The following is a 17,651-nucleotide window of genomic DNA, read 5'->3' as shown; positions in this document are numbered from 1 at the left end:
TGGTCCCGCCACAAAAAAGGGGCGCGCCAGCGGCACGCCCCGTTTCGATAGGATACGCCATCAAAGGTTCACCCGGCGGTCGCCGATTCCTTTTCGGCTTCGCTGTGGATCATCAGGGGGGCGGCGTCGGACGTGACGGCCTCCTCGTTGACGACGACCTCGTTGACCGACCCCAGCCCCGGCAGTTCGAACATGGTGTCCAGCAGGATGTCTTCGAGGATGGAGCGCAGGCCCCGCGCGCCGGTCTTGCGCTCGATGGCGCGTTTGGCGATGGCCGACAGCGCGTCGTCGGTGAAGGTCAGCGTGGTGTCTTCCAGTTCGAACAGGCGCTGATACTGTTTGACCAGCGCGTTCTTCGGCTGCGTCAGGATAGTGACCAGCGCATCCTCGTCCAGGTCTTCGAGCGTTGCCAGGACCGGCAAACGGCCGACGAATTCCGGGATCAGCCCGAACTTCAGCAGATCCTCCGGCTCCAGATCGGTAAAGACCTCGCCGATGCCACGGTCGTCATTGTCCCGCACGTCCGCGCCAAAGCCCATGGCAGAGCCCTTGCCCCGCGCCGAGATGATCTTGTCCAGCCCGGCAAAGGCGCCGCCGCAGATGAACAGGATATTCGTGGTGTCCACCTGCAGGAATTCCTGCTGCGGATGTTTGCGCCCGCCCTGCGGCGGCACGCTGGCCACGGTGCCTTCCATCAGCTTCAAGAGCGCCTGCTGCACGCCCTCGCCCGATACATCGCGGGTGATCGACGGATTTTCCGACTTGCGGGTGATCTTGTCGACCTCGTCGATATAGACGATGCCCCGCTGCGCCCGTTCCACGTTGTATTCAGAGGATTGCAGCAGCTTGAGGATGATGTTCTCCACATCCTCGCCGACGTAGCCGGCTTCGGTCAGCGTCGTCGCGTCGGCCATGGTGAAAGGGACATCCAGAATGCGGGCCAGCGTCTGCGCAAGCAACGTCTTGCCGCAGCCGGTGGGGCCGATCAGCAGGATGTTGGACTTTGCCAGTTCGATGTCGCCACCTTTCTGGGCATGGTTCAGACGCTTGTAGTGGTTGTGGACCGCGACCGACAGCACCTTCTTCGCGTTCTGCTGACCGATCACGTAATCGTCCAGTACCTCGCAGATGTCCTTGGGTGTCGGCACACCATCGGTGGCCTTCAGCCCGCTCGCCTTGGTCTCTTCACGAATGATGTCCATGCAAAGCTCGACGCATTCATCGCAGATGAACACGGTGGGCCCCGCAATCAGCTTGCGCACCTCATGCTGGCTTTTTCCACAAAAGCTGCAGTAGAGGGTGTTCTTGCTGTCACCGCCGGAGTTATTCGCCATGTCAGGCCTTTCAGGTCTGCTTTTTCGCTCAATCGGCACGCGGACGCGCCACTCTTCTTCCCAACCCTAGGACAGGGTCCCCCGAGCCACAATCGCAAAATCGTCACAGTCGCGTGGGGGGATTTGCCTGTGTTATTTTTTCTTCGGCGCGTCGGGCTCGTCTGCTTTGCCCCGGTTTTCCACGATCTCGTCGATCAGGCCCCAATCCTTGGCTTCTTCGGGGGACATGAAATTGTCACGCTCCAGCGCGTCCTCGACCTTTTTCAGGGTCTGGCCGGTATGCTTGACGTAGATTTCGTTCAGCCGGGTCTTCAGCTTCTGGGTTTCCTGGGCATGGATCATGATGTCCGTCGCCTGACCCTGGTAGCCGCCGGAGGGCTGGTGCACCATCACCCGGCTGTTGGGCAGGGAAAACCGCATCCCCGGTGCGCCCGCGGTCAGCAGCAGCGACCCCATGGAGGCCGCCTGCCCGATGACCAGCGTGCTGACCTTGGGCCGGATGTACTGCATCGTGTCGTAGATCGACAGGCCGGAAGTCACGACGCCGCCGGGGCTGTTGATGTACATCGAGATTTCCTTGGACGGGTTTTCCGCCTCAAGGTGCAGCAGCTGCGCCACGATCAGAGAGGACATGCCGTCGTGCACGGGGCCGGAGAGGAAGATGATCCGTTCCTTCAGCAGGCGCGAGAAAATGTCATAGGCCCGTTCGCCCCGGCTGGTCTGTTCGACCACCATGGGGACAAGCGTGTTCATGTAGGTATCAAGTGGATCGGTCATCGTCTCTGCCTGTCATTATCGTTCGCAGGACCATACCCGCAAAACCGTTACCGGGAGATTAGTCGTGGCGAAGTGGGGGTTCAAGGGGGGCCGGTGCGCGCGGCGGTCGGCACGGGGCGATCTGCCTGTCGGAATTGATAAAAAGCCGGATACCCCCTGCCCGCTCAGCGGACCGTGACGGCTGCGGGGGTGACGGCCACCTGACCGCGCCGCGCGACGATGCGGTGCAGCGCCTCGGATAGGGGTGTGCCACCGCCGTCCTGCAGCAGGGCCACGGCCACGTCGGTATCGGGTTCCAGGGGGGTACCATCCGTCACTAGCGACAGCCCCGAGATGCGCGCGCCCTCGTCCGCGTCGGGCGCGATCGTATAGGTCAGGCCCGCGGCGCGCATCATCCGGGTCTCCTGCCGGGCAAAGGGGTCTTGGGCAAAGGCCGCCTCCGCCGCCGCCTCCAGCAGCAGGGCGATCGCGACCCCCGTCAGGCGGTGCGCGGCCAGGTGACGGCCCTCTGCCACCCCGGCAAGCTGGCGTGACAGGATCGGCTGGCCCGGCAGCACCGTCTCGGCCACGCGCAGCGGCGGCACCAGGGCCACCTGCGCGCCGGTTTCGGCCAGCATGGCCTCGCCGATCAGCGCCTCCCAGGTGCCGCTGAAGGTATCGCGGTGATGCAACATCGCGGCGGCAACCCCCACCTGGGCGGTCTCTGCAGCAGGCAGGCGCTGCGCGGCGCTGGCGTCGGGGCGGATCAGGGCACTGAACACCGGGATCAGGCGATGGCGCAGTTCGGACATGCGGCCCTTCTCAACCGCGATGTCCACGCGGGAGATGAAGCGCCCCTGCGCGCCGGAGGCAACGATACGGGTGCCGCCGATCACTTCCGGCTCGGGCAAGGCGTAACCGGAGTGGCCCGACAGAATCACATCCACCCCCTCGATCCCCGAGGCCAGCGCGCGGTCCGCCTCGAACCCCATTCGCGACAGCAGCACGACGACAGCAGCGCCCGCAGCCCGGCGGTCGGCGACAGCGCGCTGCACACGGTCCAGCGATACACCGGCGCCGGGGCGGTGGGGGTCCGCAAGCCCGATCACCGCCACCTGCGTCCCACCCCGGTCAAAGGTCGCCTCAGCTGGCTGACCCTCGACGTTGAGCGCGATCCCCTCCGAAGGCACCGCGCCCCGCGCCCCGAAGGTTGCCGCATCCGGCGCGAGCACCTCCCCGGCAAGCGCGCTGTCGGTGCCGCCGCCGTCCAGCACCAGTGCGCCGGGACGCGCAGCGCGCACCGCACGCAGCACCGCTGCCATATGGGCCAGGCCGCCCATGGGGCCATAGACATCGCCAAGCGCGTCGAACCCTTCGGCGGTCATCGCCGCGTCCATGGGGGTGCGCCCGCCGATGCCGTACCTGATGCGCAGCGCCTCTCCGACCAGGTTGGGCACCCGATCGGGCCCGTAGCGCACCGCCGCGGGGCGCATGAAATGCGGATGCATCATGCCGTGCAGGTCGCTGTAGTGCAGCAGCGTGATGTCGCCCAGCGGGTAGAACTGCAGCAGCGCCGCCTGATCGTAACGGTCCTGTGCCGCCGCCCGACCGCCGGACAGCCCCAGCGCGAGGGAGGCGGCGATCGTCTGTCCCAGAACCTCGCGGCGTGTCGGCATGTCCCATCCTCCCCTTTTGCAGTGACACCGCCAGCTTGCCTGCTTGCCCCGGTGGCCGCAAGACGCGGCGCCCGCGCCGAAAACCCGCGACAGCGCACGGGATTTGCGCCAGATTCGTCATGAAACGATTACACAACCACGTCAAAGACGGCACAGCGAAACACAGCCAGAGGAGTCCCGCCATGAAGCGCAGCGACATCGTCAACGACCCCAGCATCGGCAACAAGGCCGAAGCCTTTGAAGCATTCGATGACATCCCGACAAACCCGAACCTGACCCGCACCATCGGTGACGTGATCAGCGCACGGTACGGGCGGCGCGACATGCTGCGCGGGATGCTGGGCGTTTCGGCCACGACCGCGCTTTTCGGCACCTCGGCCCTGATCGCGCCGAAACAGGCGCAGGCGGCGGCCCATGCCGACAGCCGCTATGTCTTTGACGAGGTGACGGCGGGCAATGACGAGACCCACCATGTGGCCGACGGCTATGATGCGCAGATCCTGCTGCGCTGGGGCGATCCGATCACGGCAGATGCGCCGGAATTCGACGTGATGAACCAGACGGCGGCGGCCCAGCTCAAGCAGTTCGGCTACAACAACGATTATGTGGGCTTTGTCCCGCTGAACGACGACGGCACACGCGGGCTGCTCTGCGTCAACCACGAATACACCAACGAAGAGGTGATGTTCCCCGGCCTGGGCCGCCAGGACCGGGACGGTTTCGCGGGCATGACCGCCGAACTGATCGACATCGAGATGGCCGCCCACGGCGGCACGGTGGTCGAGATCGCGCAGGGCGAAGACGGCACATGGACCGTCGTGCGGGATGGCAAGATGAACCGCCGGATCACGCCGCTGGACACCGAAATGACCCTCAGCGGCCCCGCCGCGGGCCACAAGCGCCTGATGACCAATGACGATCCCACCGGCACCAAGGTGATCGGCACCATCAACAATTGCGCGGGCGGCATGACGCCCTGGGGCACCTGGCTGATGGCGGAGGAGAATTTCCACGGATATTTCTGGACCGACAACGTCGATGCCGACGGCAAGGCCGTGATCGACAGCGGCAACCCCGAGGCGACCTCTTATGGCCGCTACGGCGTGCCGGGGGCCTGGTATGCCTGGGGCAAGACCCACGACCGCTGGAACATCGACCGCGAGCCGAACATGCCCAACAAGTTCGGCTGGGTGGTCGAGGTGGACCCGATGGACCCGACCTCCACCCCGGTCAAACACACCGCTCTGGGCCGCTTCCGTCACGAGGGCGCGGAAACCACCGTCGCCTCGGACGGCAAGCTGGTGATCTACATGGGCGACGACAACCGCTTTGATTACCAGTACAAATATGTCTCTAACGGCACCGTGTCGGACGACCGCGCCGCCAATACGAAGCTGCTGGAGGAAGGCACGCTCTACGTCGCGCGCTTTGACGAGGACGGCACCGTCACATGGCTGCCGCTGGTGCATGGCGAGGGTCCGCTGACGGCTGAAAACGGGTTCAACGATCAGGGCGATGTGATGATCGACACGCGCATCGCCGCCGATCTGCTGGGGGCGACCCCGATGGACCGCCCCGAAGACGCGCAACCGCGCGGCGACGGCACCGCCTACATCATGCTGACCAACAACTCGCGCCGCGAAGACGCCAATGCCGCCAACCCGCGCCCCGAGAACAACTTTGGCCATATCATCGAGATCAAGGAAGACGGCGGCAACCATTCGGCCACCCGCGGCACCTGGTCGATCCTGGTGAAATGCGGCGACCCGGCGATTGCCGACGTGGGCGCACAATGGAACCCCGAAACCTCGGAGAATGGCTGGTTCGGCTCCCCCGACAACTGCGCCATCGACGCGGACGGGCGGCTGTGGATCTCGACCGATCAGGGGTCGAACTGGGGCAAGACGGGCAAGTCCGACGGGCTCTATGCGCTGGAGACCGAGGGCGAGGCGCGCGGCACGTCCAAGCTGTTCTTCCGATGCCCCGTGGGCGGCGAGATGTGCGGCCCCTATTTCACCGACAACGGCGAGACGCTGTTCCTGGCGGTCCAGCATCCCGGCACCGACGGGACCAAGGACCTTGCCGGGTTCGAGCGCGCCTCGACCTTCGAAGACCCGGCAACCCGCTGGCCGGACTTCGACCCCGCCATGCCGCCGCGCCCCTCGGTCGTGGTCGTCACGAAAAAGGGCGGCGGCAAGATCGCGGTCTGATACGGGCTTGCGGCCCCGCCCCTGGCGGGGCCGCGTCGCCTTGCAGCCTGCCGGTCAGCCCACCACGTTGTGCGCCGGACCGTAGGGATAGCCGGTGATGTTTTCGGCGCCTTCTTGCGTGATGACCAGAATATCATGCTCGCGGTAGCCGCCCGCCCCCGGCTGGCCCTCCGGGATGGTCAGCATCGGCTCCATCGAGATCACCATGCCCGGCTCCAGCACCGTGTCGATGTCTTCGCGCAGCTCCAGCCCCGCCTCGCGGCCGTAGTAGTGGCTGAGCACCCCGAAGGAATGCCCGTACCCGAAGGTGCGGTATTGCAGCATGCCCAATCCGGCCAGGAATTCGTTGATCCGCTCCGTCACCTCGGCGCAGGTGACGCCGGGCTTCAGCAGGCGCATCCCCAGTTCGTGGGCGGCCACGTTCGTCTCCCAGATCACGCGGGAGGCATCGTCCACCTCCCCCAGGAAAAGGGTCCGCTCCAGCGCCGTGTAGTACCCCGAGATCATCGGAAAGGTATTGAGAGACAGGATATCGCCGCGTTGCAACCGGCGCGCGGTGACGGGGTTGTGCGCGCCGTCGGTGTTGATGCCGGACTGAAACCAGACCCAGGTATCGCGGTATTCGGCCTGCGGAAAGCGGGACGCGATTTCAAGCTCCATCGCGTCCCGGCCCGCCATGGCGATGTCGATCTCGCGGGCGCCCACGGAAATGGCGTCGCGGATGGCATAGCCGCCCACATCCGCCACCGCAGCCCCCGCCCGGATCAGTGCAATTTCCGCCGGTGACTTGTGCATCCGCTGTTGCATGGTGTCCGGTGCGATATCGGCCTTGCGCGCGGGGGCGAGAAAGGCGTCAAGCTGCGCCATCTGCGCAAGCGTCAGGTGATCGCCCTCGATGCCGATGGCCCTGCCCGCCCCAGTCACCGACAGGATCGCGCGCCAGTAGTTGTTTCGCTGCCAGTCGGTGTAGGTGATGTTGTCGCCGTGACACCGCCGCCAGGGCTGTGCCGCGTCGATCCCCGCGCTGATGGTCACGCTTTCGGTCTCAGTGACCACCAGCGCGTAGGGCCGCCCGAAGGCGCAGTGGAGAAAGCCGGAATAATAGGCGATGTTGTGCATCGAGGTCAGGACACAGGCGTCCAGCCCCTGTGCCGCCATGATCCCGCGCAGGCCGGCAAGCCGCGTCTCGTATTCGGTCGCGGCGAAGGGCAGCACCTTTTCGCCCTGGTGAAAGCGGTAGAAGTCGGGCCGCTCCGGCCCGGTTGTCTGACGTTGGGCGCTCATCTCGCGTCTCCTGTTCGGGCCGCCGCCGAACCGGACTGCAATATGATGCCTGACCCGATCCCGCAAAGCGGCAAACCAAGATCCCGGCGTTCAGGATGTTCTGAAAGGGGTATGCCCGGCACGATCCGGCGGCGACGCCATCGCCATCCCCGCCGCAAGGGTTAACCGAACGCGGGAGTTCCATCAATCCCCGACACACCGCGCGGCATCAGGTGACTGCGCCGCGCACCTTGTAGGCATCCACGTCCCACAGCTCGTTCTCCATGACATCGCGCATGATCGCCACGGCAGCCGACACATCCGAGCTGTCGAGGTAGAGCGGCGTGAAGCCGAAGCGCATGATGTCCGGCGCGCGGAAATCGCCGATGACGCCCCGGTGGATCAGGGCCTGCATCGCGGCATAGCCGTGTTCGAACCGAAAGGACACCTGGCTGCCGCGCACGGCGGGGTCGCGCGGGCTGGCCAGGGTCAGCTGTGGCACATTGCGTTCCACTTCTTCGATGAACTGCTCCTGCAGGGCAAGCGAAGCGGCCCGCAGATCGTGCATGTCGACGCCCTCCCAGACCTTCATCGCCTCTTGCAACGCGGCCATCTGCAGGATCGGCGGCGTGCCCACGCGCATCCGCTCGATCCCCCGTCCCGGCGTATAGTTGAGATCGAAATCAAAAGGCGCCCGATGGCCAAGCCAGCCGCTGAGCGCCGGTTCCGCCTGATCGGCCAGATCGGAACGCACGTAGATGAACGCGGGCGCGCCCGGCCCGCCGTTGAGATATTTGTACGTACAGCCCACCGCGAATTCGCAGTTCGACCCGGCCAGGTCCACCGGCAATGCCCCCGCGGAATGCGCCAGGTCCCAGACCATGACCGCCCCCGCCGCATGGGCAAGCTCCGTCATCGGCTTCATCTCGTGCTTGCGGCCCGTGCGGTAATCAACCTCCGTCAGCATCACCACGGCAACGGTATCGTCAATCGCCTCTGCCACCGCCTCAGGCTCCACCGTTTTCAGCTCGTACCCCTGCTCCAGCAGCCCCACCAGCCCTTCGGCAATATAAAGGTCACTGGGGAAGTTGCCGGTATCGCTGAGGATCACGCGGCGGTCCGGGCGCATCTTCACCGCCGAGGCCAGCGCCTGGTAGACCTTGATCGACAGGGTGTCGCCCATCACCACCGACCCTTCCGGCGCACCGATCAGGCGGCCCACCGCATTGCCCACCTCCGACGGCATCGCCATCCACCCGGCCTGGTTCCAGCCGCGGATCAGCATCTGCGCCCATTCCTCGTTCATCACGCCGGACACCCGTGCCGGTACATCCACCGGCATCGGACCCAGAGAGTTACCATCCAGATAGATCACGCCCTCGGGCAGGATGAACCGCTCTTTTCTCAATACATCAGCCACTTACAGCGCCCCTCTCACGTGCCACAATTCGGGAAACAGCTCGACTTCGAGCATCTTGCGCAGGTAGGCCACACCGCTGGTGCCGCCGGTCCCGCGCTTGAACCCGATGATCCGCTCGACCGTGGTGACATGATTGAACCGCCAGCGGCGGAAATAATCCTCAAGATCGACCAGTTTTTCGGCCAGCTCATAAAGGTCCCAATGGGTTTCGGGATCTTCATAAATCTTCTGCCAAAGGTCCTGAACCGCCGGGTCCGTCTGCCAGTCGCCCTCGCCGGGGTCGCCCGCCAGCGACGCCACGCCAAGCCGGTCGCAGACCGTTTCAATCGCCACCTGGTAGAGGCTGGGTTGGGCCAGTTCCGATTTCAGCGCCTCGTAGGCTTCCGCCTTGTGCTGGTGCAGTTTCATCAGCGCGCCGATGCGGTTGCCCAGCAGGTATTCGATCAGCCGGTACTGATGCGATTGAAAACCGCTTGAGTTTCCAAGGCTTGGCCGAAACGCCGTGTATTCGCTGGGCGTCATGGTGCGCAATACGTCCCAGGCGGAATTGAGCTGTTCGAATATCCGCGCAACGCGGGTCAGCATCTTGAACGCGGGCTGCAGCCTGCCCTGCTGCAGCGACGCCCGCGCCGCCTGCAATTCGTGGATCGCCAGCCGCATCCACAGCTCCGAGGTCTGGTGCTGCACGATGAACAACATCTCGTCGTGGGCCGTGCTTTGCGGGTGCTGGGCCGACAGGATGGCATCAAGGCCCAGATAATCGCCATAGGACATGTCCCTGGCGAAATCCATCTTCGCCCCTTCGGAGGCTGTGTCGAAATCGCTCATGTTTTCTCCCGCAGCGCGAAACGCTGGATCTTCCCGGTTGCCGTCTTTGGCAGCTCATCGACGAAACGGATGTCGCGCGGGTATTTGTAAGGCGCAATCTCAGCCTTAACATGATCCTGCAACACTTTGATTGTACTACTATCTTTCGGCGTGCCGTCGACCACCACCACATGCGCCTGCACGATGGAACCGCGCGCCTCGTCCGGGGCGGCGACAACCGCGCATTCGCTGACCATCGGATGGCTCAGCAGCGCCGCCTCCACCTCCGGCCCGGCGATGTTGTACCCGGCCGAGATGATCATGTCATCGTTGCGGGCCGCGAAATGCAGATAGCCGTCTTCGTCCATGCTGAAGCTGTCGCCGGTGATGTTCCAGCCATCCTTGACATAGACCCGCTGCCGGTCGTCGGCGAGATAGCGGCAGCCGGTCGGGCCACGGACCGCGAGACGCCCCACCTCGCCGCGCGGCACCTCCGCGCCCTCCTCGTCGATCACCTTGGCTTCATACCCTGTCACCGGCTTGCCGGTACAGGCGGCCTTGTGGTCGTCAAAGCGGTTCGAAATGAAGATATGCAGCATCTCCGTCGCGCCGATCCCGTCCAGCATGGGCTTGCCGGTCTTTTCCTGCCAGTCATGATAGACCGGCGCAGGCAGGGTTTCTCCCGCGCTGACCGCCGCGCGGAGCGAGCTGAGGTCGGCGCCTTCCTCCATCGCCTGCAGCATCGCGCGGTAGGCCGTGGGCGCGGTGAAACAGACCGTCGCCTTGAATTTCTCAATGATTTCAATCATATTCGGTGGACTTGCCGTTTCCAGCAGTGTCGCCGCCGCGCCAAACCGCAGCGGAAAGACCGCCAAACCGCCCAGGCCAAAGGTGAAGGCCAGCGGCGGGGAGCCGACAAAGACATCCTCTGGCGTCACCCCCAGCACCTCGCGGGCGTAGCCGTCCGCGATGATCATCAGATCGCGGTGGAAATGCATCGTCGCCTTGGGGCTGCCCGTGGTGCCGGATGTGAACCCCAGCAGCGCCACGTCGTCCGCCGACGTCGGCACCGCGTCGAACTTCACCGGTTTTTCCAACGCCAGCCGGTCCAGCTCCGCATCGTGGTTGGAGGTGCCGTCGAACCCCACCACCGTCCTGAGGAAATCGGACGACTTGGCGCAGGTCGTCATCTCATCCATCAACCGTGTATCGCACAGCGCATGGCTGATCTCGGCCTTGTCCACGATGGCCGCCAGCTCGCGGGCGCGCAGCATGGGCATGGTGTTGACCACCACGGCGCCCGCCTTGGTCGCCGCCAGCCAGCAGGCCACCATCGCCGGATTGTTGGCTGACCGGATCAGCACGCGATTTCCGGGCTTTACGCCAAGGTCTTCAACCAGCGCACGGGCCAGCTTGTTGGTCCAGTCGGCCAGTTCCTTGTAGGTCCGCCGCCGCCCGTTCCCGATCAGCGCCGTGTGGTCGCCGAACCCTTTTTCGACCATCTTATCAGTAAGTTCCGCGCCAATGTTCAACCTATCAGGATAGTCGAATCCATCGAGCAGGAAATCGGGCCAGTCCGAGGCATCCGGCAGGTTGTCCCGGGTAAAGGTATCGCTATGGGCCGAGGTGCCAAGCATGTCATGATCCTCCCAATGTCTGACGGGCGATCACGACCCGCTGCACGTCCGACGCCCCTTCATAGATGCGCAACGCGCGGATTTCGCGGTACAGGCTTTCGACCATCTGGCCATGCCGCACCCCGTCCCCGCCATGCAGCTGCACCGCCTTGTCGATCACCTGTTGCGCGCGGTCGGTGGCGAAAAGCTTGGCCATCGCCGCCTCGCGGGTCACACGCGGCGCGCCTGAATCCTTGGTCCAGGCGGCGCGGTAGATCAGCAGCGCGCTGGCGTCCACATCCACTGCCATGTCGGCGATATGGCCTTGCACCATCTGCAGATCGGCCAGCGGCGCGCCCTGCACCTTGCGGGCGGTCACGCGGGCAATCGCCTCGTCCAGCGCACGCCGGGCAAAGCCAAGCGCCGCCGCCGCCACGGTGGAGCGGAAGACATCCAGCACCGACATGGCGATGCCGAACCCCTTGCCCCGTTCCCCGATCAGGGCCGAGCCGGGGATTTTCACGTTGTCGAAATGCAGCGTGGCCAGCGGATGCGGCGCAATGGTTTCCAGCCGCTCCTCCACCTTCAGACCGGGCGTGTCCGCAGGCACCACAAAGGCCGACAGCCCGCGCGCACCGGGCGCTTCGCCGGTCCGTGCAAAGACCGTATAGACATCGGCGATACCGCCATTGGAAATCCAGGTCTTGCGCCCGTTCAGCACAAAACCGTTGCCGTCGGTTTCCGCCGTCATGGTCGAACTGGCCACATCCGACCCCGATTGCGGCTCGGTCAGTGCAAAGGCCGAAATCGCCTCTCCGGCCCGTGTCTTGGGCAGCCAGGTCGCCTGCTGTTCCGGCGTGCCGAAAAGCGAGATCGCCCCCGTCCCGAGCCCCTGCATGGCAAAGGCGAAATCGGCCAGACCGTCATGCCGCGCAAGCGTTTCCCGGATCAGGCAAAGGCTGCGCACGTCGAGCACCTCTTCGCCCTCGGCGCCGGAGTGGCGCAGCCAGCCGCCCGCCCCCAACCGCGCCACCAGATCGCGGCAGGCAGCATCGGTGTCGCTGTGATCCACCTCGGCCAGCGTCCGGCCCGCCCATTGGTCCAGCGCCTCCGCCAGATCGCGATGCCGGTCCTCGAAGAACGGCCAGGTCAGGAAACTCCGGTCAGACATGATGCGCACTCCCCCGCTTCTTTATGCCAAAAATACTCCAACACCCGGCCTGCACCACTCAATCCCCCTCGAAAACCGGGCGCTCCTTGGCCACGAACGCCTTGTAGGCGCGCTCGAAATCCCCGGTCTGCATGCAGATCGCCTGGGCCTGCGCCTCGGCCTCGATCGCCTGTTCGATCGACATGGCCCATTCCTGTGCCAGCATGGTCTTTGTCATCATATGGGCAAAGTTCGGACCCGCCTGAATTTGCTGCGCCAGTTTCAGCGCGTCGGCCTCAAGCGCCCCGGCATCCGTCAGACGGTTGAAAAAGCCCCACCGCTCGCCTTCGTCCGCCGACATGGACCGCCCGGTGTACAGCAGCTCCGCCGCCCGGGTCTGGCCGATGATACGCGGCAGGATCGCGCAGGCCCCCATGTCGCAGCCCGCCAGCCCGACACGGGTGAACAGAAACGCGGTCTTGGCCTCGGGCGTGGCAATCCGCAAATCCGAGGCCATGGCGATGATGGCACCGGCACCGACGCAGATGCCATCCACGGCGGCGATCACAGGTTTGCCGCAGTTCACGATGGCCTTGACCAGATCGCCGGTCATCCGGGTGAACTGCAAGAGCTCTTTCATGTTCATCCGGGTCAGGGGTCCGATGATGTCGTGCACATCCCCGCCCGAACTGAAATTACCGCCGTTCGAGCCGAAGATCACCACATCGACGTCGTCGGCATAGACCAGGTCGCGAAACCAGTCGCGCAGTTCCGCGTAGCTGTCAAAGGTCAGCGGGTTCTTGCGGTCGGGGCGGTCCAGCCGCACGGTGGCGATACCGTTCTCGATCTCGCACTTGAAATGCTCCACGTCACTGCGCATTTGCAGCCTCCTTTTCCTTGATTTCCGCGGCGGCGGCAAAGGCCTGAAGCCGTGCCGCCATCGCGCGTGCATCGGCGGGGGTGACATCCGCCAGCATGGTGTCGATCCAGGTTTCATGCGCCTTGGCCTGGCGTGCGAATTCCGCCTGTCCGGCTGGCGTCAGACGCAGCATGGTGGCGCGGCGGTCGCCGGGGACCGGTGTGCGCTCCACCAGGCCTTCCTCGCTCAACCGGTCGGCGATGCCGGTGACATTGCCGTTCGACACCCGCAGCACACCGCTGAGCTGGCTCATCTTCAGGCCCTCCGGGTGGCGCGAAAGCGCCGACATGACGTCGAACCGGGGCAAGGTCGTGTTGTGCTCGCGGCGCAGCTTCTCGCGCACCTCCTGCTCGATTCCGCGCACCACCTTCAGCAGCCGCAGCCACAGGCGCACACGGTCCTTGGCGGCGCTCATACCTCGCCCCCCGACAGCGACAGCGCATGTCCGTTGACCGCCCCGGCCCCGTCGGACAGCAGATAAAGCGCCGCGGCCGCGACTTCGCCGGTCTCGACAAAGCGGTTCTGGGGGCTGGCCCCGGCCAGGATCTTGCGGGCCTGATCCTCGGTCTTGCCGGTGGATTGGACGATGTTGTCCACGCTGCGCGCCAGCAGCGGGGTGTCGATGAAGCCGGGGCAGATGGCATTGACCGTGATGCCGGTCCGCGCGAGCTCAAGCGCCACGGCACGGGTCAGGCCGACGACGCCGTGTTTGGCCGCGACATAGCCCGCGACATAGGGGTACCCCTTGAGCCCGGCGGTGGAGGCAACGACGATCAGCCGGCCCTTGCCCGCGTCCTTCATATCGGCCAGCGCCGCCTGCCATACGTTGAAGACACCGGTCACGTTGACCGCCATCATGTCGGCCATCTCCTGCGCGGTGATCTTGTGAAACGGGGCCGAGTGGGCCGCGCCCGCGTTGGCGATGACGCCGGTGATCGGCCCATGTGCATCGCGCGCCGCGGCAAAGGCGGTCGCGACGGCGTCGGGGTCCGTCACATCGCACAGCTGATAGGGCAGCCCCTGCTCTTTCAGCGGCGCCTCGCGGCGGCCCATGATGGTGACGGCCCGACCGGTCTGCGCCACCGCCCGGGCAATCTCGGCCCCCACGCCGGTGCCGCCCCCCGTGACGATCACATGCTCTGTCATACCTGTTCCACTTCGGCGGCGCGGTCGGCCAGCCGCCAGGCCTGATCCCGGCCCGCTTCGTAGGGCTGCGGCCATCTGGCGTGCCGGTCGCCGATCGCAGCGCCCGCGTGCAGCGTCCAGTAGGGATCGGACAGATGCGGGCGCGCCAGGCACACGAGGTCGGCCCGTCCCGCCATCAGGATCGAATTGACGTGGTCGGCCTCATAGATGTTGCCCACCGCCATGGTCCTGATCCCCGCCTCGTTGCGGATGCGGTCGCTGAACGGCGTCTGGAACATCCGGCCATAGACCGGCTTGCCGGTCGTCGAGGTCTGACCGGCGGAGACGTCGATGATGTCTGCGCCCGCCGCCTCGAACATCTTCGCGATTTCGACGGCTTCCGCGGGGGTCACGCCGTCGTCGCCCGACCAGTCGTTGGCCGAGATGCGCACCGCCATCGGTTTCTCCTCGGGCCAGGCCGCGCGCATCGCGCTGAACACTTCCAGCGGATAGCGCATGCGGTTTTCGAGGCTGCCACCGTATTCGTCCTGCCGCGTATTGCTGAGCGGAGAGATGAAGGACGAGATGAAATAGCCGTGCGCCGCGTGCAGCTCGATCATGTCAAAGCCCGCGCGATCCGCCATCTCCGCCGCGGCGACAAATTCATCGCGGACCTTGTCCATATCGGCACGGGTCGCCGCCTGCGGTGTGGCGTTTTCATCCGACCACGGTATCGCCGAGGCGGAAATCAGCGGCCAGTTGCCCTCTTTCAAGGGCTTGTCCATGCCTTCCCAGCCGATCCGGGTCGACCCCTTGCGGCCCGAATGACCGATCTGGCAGCAGATCTTCGCGTCGGTCTCTTGATGGACAAAGGTGGTCAGCCGCTTCCACGCGGCCTCGTGTTCCGGCGCATAAAGGCCGGGACAGCCCGGCGTGATCCGCCCCTCGGGCGACACGCAGGTCATCTCGGTATAGACCAGCCCTGCGCCGCCCTTGGCCCGTTCGCCGTAATGGATCAGGTGCCAGTCGGTCGGGCAGCCGTCCACCGCCTTGTATTGCGCCATGGGCGAGACGACGACGCGGTTCGCCAGGTCCATGTCCCGCAGCCGGAAGGGCGCGAACATCGGCGCGCGCACCGGGCCGTTGCTGCCCGCGCCCGCCTGTTCCATGAACCATTTTTCCGCGCCTTCCAGCCACTTGGGATCACGGGTGCGCAGGTTCTCGTGGCTGATGCGCTGGCTGCGGGTCAGCATCGAATAGTTCAGCTGCACCGGATCCAGATCGAGATACCGCTCCACATCCTCGAACCATTCGAGCGAGTTGCGCGCCGCCGATTGCAGACGCAGCACTTCGAGCCTGCGCGCGTCTTCGTATTTCTCGAACGCCTGCGCGATGTCGCGTTCCTCGTGCACATGGTCCGCCAGCGAAATCGCGGATTCCAGCGCCAGCTTGGTCCCCGACCCGATGGAGAAATGCGCCGTCGCCGCGGCATCCCCCAGAAGCACGACGTTGTCGTGATGCCAAGTCTCGCACAGCACACGGGGGAACCTGATCCAGGCCGATCCGCGGATATGGTTGGCATTGGTCATCAGGCCGTGGCCGTCCAGGTGGTCCTTGAACACCTCTTCACAGATGGCGATCGTCTCGGCCTGGGTCTTTTCGCCGAACCCGTAGTTGTCGAAGGTCTGCTGCGAACATTCCACGATGAAGGTCGCGGTGTCATCGTCGAATTGGTAGGCATGGACCCATAGCCAGCCCTTGTCGGTCTTCTCGAAGATGAAGGTGAAGGCATCATCGAACTTCTGGTGCGTTCCCAGCCAGAGGAACTGGCACTTGCGCACGTCGATGTCGGGCTTGAAGGTCTCTTCGAACTCCAGCCGGGTCTTGGAATTCAGACCGTCGCAGGCGACCACGAGATCATAGTCGTCCATATAGGCGGAGGCGCTTTCGACTTCGGTCTCGAACTGCAGGTTCACGCCAAGCTCGCGCGCGCGGGCCTGAAGAATGATGAGCAGTTGCTTGCGCCCGATGCCGCAGAACCCGTGGCCCGAACTGACGGTCTTTTGCCCCTTGTAGATCAGCGCCATGTCGTCCCAGTAGGCGAAATGGCTGCGGATTTCGCGGGCGGAGACGGGATCGTTCGCCTCAAGGTTGGCAAGAGTCTCGTCCGACAGGACCACCCCCCAGCCAAAGGTATCGTCGGGCTTGTTGCGCTCCAACACGGTGATGTCCGCATCAGGGTTTCTCAACTTGATCGAGATGGCGAAATAGAGCCCGGCAGGGCCGCCGCCCAGACAGATCGCACGCATGGTCACATCCCCTCGTTAGAGCTTTGCGGGAAGGCTATGCGCTTTCATATTTTACTTCAAGCAAAAATATTTTAAGGTTGAAGGGAATACCGGCCAGCGATGCGGCGCGGAATTCGAGTGGCCCTTTGCCTGCGATTGCGGCAAGGTCCCCCCATGACAGAGAACAACATCAAACCCGACTGGATCGCGGTGGATGCCGGCGCAGAAGGCATGTCGGCCTGGGCCATGCAGGGCGGCCATGCCGTGGGTCAGATGGAATCGACCAGCGGGCTGGGCGATGGCACGGGGCTGGCCGCCGCGCTCGACGACCTGACTGCAGGCTGGCACCTCACGGAGGGAACCGTGGTGGTCATCTGCGGCCCGGTCGAGGGCACCGTCGATGCCCTGCGCCCGGTCCCCTGCCCGCCGCTGCCCGACGCGCTTTCCCCGGTGCCATACCGGGGCTGGGCGATACATGCGGTGCCCGGCCTGTCGCGCCAGACGCCTGCGGACATCACCCAGGGCGCAGAGACGCGCATCGCCGGTTTTCTGGCCCTGAACCCCGGCTGGGACGGCGTGATCTGCCTGACCGGCCCGACCAGCATCTGGGCCGAGGTCAGCGCGGGCGAAGTCGTCAGCTTTCAGAGCTTCATCAGTGGCGAGATGATCGGCCTGCTGGCTGCGGGATCGGCACAGGCAGATGCCGCAACGCCCGACAGCATGGACATGGCCGCCTTTGGCGCGGCGGTGTCGGACAGCCTGAGCAGGCCGGAAAGGATCGCGGCCCACCTGAGTTCGGCCCGCGCGGGCGAAATGCGCGGCACTGCCCCGCCGGGCACTGGCAGGGCGCGGGTGTCCGGCCTGCTGATCGGGGCGGAACTGGCCGCCGCCCGGCCCTATTGGCTGGGTCAGAACCTGGCCCTGATCGGCGCATCGGCGGATACGCGGCTCTATGCGGCGGCGCTGGAAGCCCAGGGCGCGGCGGCCACCGTGGCGGAGGCGCAGCGCATGGCGCTGGCGGGCCTGACCACCGCCCACCGGCTGATCCGAAGCTGATGCGGCAAGCGATTGACGCGGCTTGGGTCAG

14 protein-coding genes are annotated in these 17,651 nt (G+C 65.2%); 2 read left to right on the top strand and 12 right to left on the bottom strand.

Annotated elements, in window-relative coordinates; all coding sequences use genetic code 11:
- Positions 1-68: 68 nt before the first annotated feature.
- From clpX to FIU94_RS12165, 3 genes are all read right to left on the bottom strand, one after another.
- Positions 69-1,334 carry an ATP-dependent Clp protease ATP-binding subunit ClpX gene (clpX, locus tag FIU94_RS12175; RefSeq protein ID WP_152466047.1) on the bottom strand — a complete coding sequence of 422 codons (1,266 nt, stop codon included), beginning with the start codon at positions 1,332-1,334 and terminating at the stop codon, positions 69-71.
- Positions 1,335-1,466: 132 nt separating this feature from the next.
- Complete coding sequence (locus FIU94_RS12170) at positions 1,467-2,111, bottom strand: ATP-dependent Clp protease proteolytic subunit (RefSeq protein ID WP_152466046.1); 645 nt, start codon at positions 2,109-2,111, stop codon at positions 1,467-1,469.
- Between the two features lie 164 nt (positions 2,112-2,275).
- Positions 2,276-3,766, bottom strand: coding sequence for a 5'-nucleotidase C-terminal domain-containing protein (locus FIU94_RS12165; protein ID WP_152466045.1), 1,491 nt, complete (start codon positions 3,764-3,766; stop codon positions 2,276-2,278).
- A gap of 182 nt (positions 3,767-3,948) precedes the next feature.
- Here FIU94_RS12165 and FIU94_RS12160 point away from each other — a divergent pair, with 182 nt between their 5' ends.
- On the top strand, positions 3,949-5,976 hold the full coding sequence (locus FIU94_RS12160) for a PhoX family phosphatase (RefSeq protein ID WP_152466044.1): 2,028 nt from the start codon (positions 3,949-3,951) through the stop codon (positions 5,974-5,976).
- 54 nt (positions 5,977-6,030) lie between these two features.
- Here the strand turns inward: FIU94_RS12160 and FIU94_RS12155 are convergent, their stop codons facing one another.
- The 9 genes from FIU94_RS12155 to FIU94_RS12115 form a co-directional block, all read right to left on the bottom strand.
- The gene (locus FIU94_RS12155; RefSeq protein WP_152466043.1) at positions 6,031-7,260 is read right to left on the bottom strand and encodes an aminopeptidase P family protein; all 1,230 of its coding nucleotides are present in this window, start codon (positions 7,258-7,260) and stop codon (positions 6,031-6,033) included.
- Between the two features lie 208 nt (positions 7,261-7,468).
- Positions 7,469-8,659 carry a kynureninase gene (kynU, locus tag FIU94_RS12150; protein ID WP_152466042.1) on the bottom strand — a complete coding sequence of 397 codons (1,191 nt, stop codon included), beginning with the start codon at positions 8,657-8,659 and terminating at the stop codon, positions 7,469-7,471.
- Positions 8,660-9,487: a tryptophan 2,3-dioxygenase gene (locus tag FIU94_RS12145; protein WP_152466041.1), complete on the bottom strand. Its 828-nt coding sequence runs from the start codon at positions 9,485-9,487 to the stop codon at positions 8,660-8,662. It lies immediately after the preceding gene.
- On the bottom strand, positions 9,484-11,103 hold the full coding sequence (locus tag FIU94_RS12140; RefSeq protein ID WP_152466040.1) for an AMP-binding protein: 1,620 nt from the start codon (positions 11,101-11,103) through the stop codon (positions 9,484-9,486). The genes FIU94_RS12145 and FIU94_RS12140 overlap by 4 nt, the downstream gene beginning before the upstream one ends.
- Before the next feature lies 1 nt (position 11,104).
- Positions 11,105-12,253 carry an acyl-CoA dehydrogenase family protein gene (locus FIU94_RS12135; RefSeq protein ID WP_152466039.1) on the bottom strand — a complete coding sequence of 383 codons (1,149 nt, stop codon included), beginning with the start codon at positions 12,251-12,253 and terminating at the stop codon, positions 11,105-11,107.
- Between the two features lie 58 nt (positions 12,254-12,311).
- A complete protein-coding gene (locus tag FIU94_RS12130) occupies positions 12,312-13,112 on the bottom strand; it encodes an enoyl-CoA hydratase family protein (RefSeq protein ID WP_152466038.1) in 801 nt (266 codons plus the stop codon).
- Positions 13,102-13,566, bottom strand: coding sequence for a MarR family winged helix-turn-helix transcriptional regulator (locus tag FIU94_RS12125; RefSeq protein ID WP_152466037.1), 465 nt, complete (start codon positions 13,564-13,566; stop codon positions 13,102-13,104). Before FIU94_RS12125 ends, FIU94_RS12130 begins: the two co-directional genes overlap by 11 nt.
- Positions 13,563-14,297, bottom strand: a complete 735-nt coding sequence (locus FIU94_RS12120) for an SDR family NAD(P)-dependent oxidoreductase (protein WP_152466036.1) — start codon at positions 14,295-14,297, stop codon at positions 13,563-13,565. Before FIU94_RS12120 ends, FIU94_RS12125 begins: the two co-directional genes overlap by 4 nt.
- The gene (locus FIU94_RS12115) at positions 14,294-16,585 is read right to left on the bottom strand and encodes a bifunctional salicylyl-CoA 5-hydroxylase/oxidoreductase (protein WP_152466035.1); all 2,292 of its coding nucleotides are present in this window, start codon (positions 16,583-16,585) and stop codon (positions 14,294-14,296) included. Before FIU94_RS12115 ends, FIU94_RS12120 begins: the two co-directional genes overlap by 4 nt.
- 153 nt (positions 16,586-16,738) lie before the next feature.
- Between FIU94_RS12115 and FIU94_RS12110 the strand changes: the two genes are divergently transcribed.
- On the top strand, positions 16,739-17,620 hold the full coding sequence (locus FIU94_RS12110; RefSeq protein ID WP_152466034.1) for a 2-dehydro-3-deoxygalactonokinase: 882 nt from the start codon (positions 16,739-16,741) through the stop codon (positions 17,618-17,620).
- The last annotated feature ends 31 nt before the right edge of the window (positions 17,621-17,651 follow it).

Origin of the sequence: Sulfitobacter sp. THAF37 (assembly GCF_009363555.1) — a bacterium.
Classification (GTDB): Bacteria; Pseudomonadota; Alphaproteobacteria; order Rhodobacterales; family Rhodobacteraceae; genus Sulfitobacter.
The sequence above is the reverse complement of the archived record's forward strand: the minus strand, read 5'-3'. Positions and strand labels throughout refer to the sequence as shown.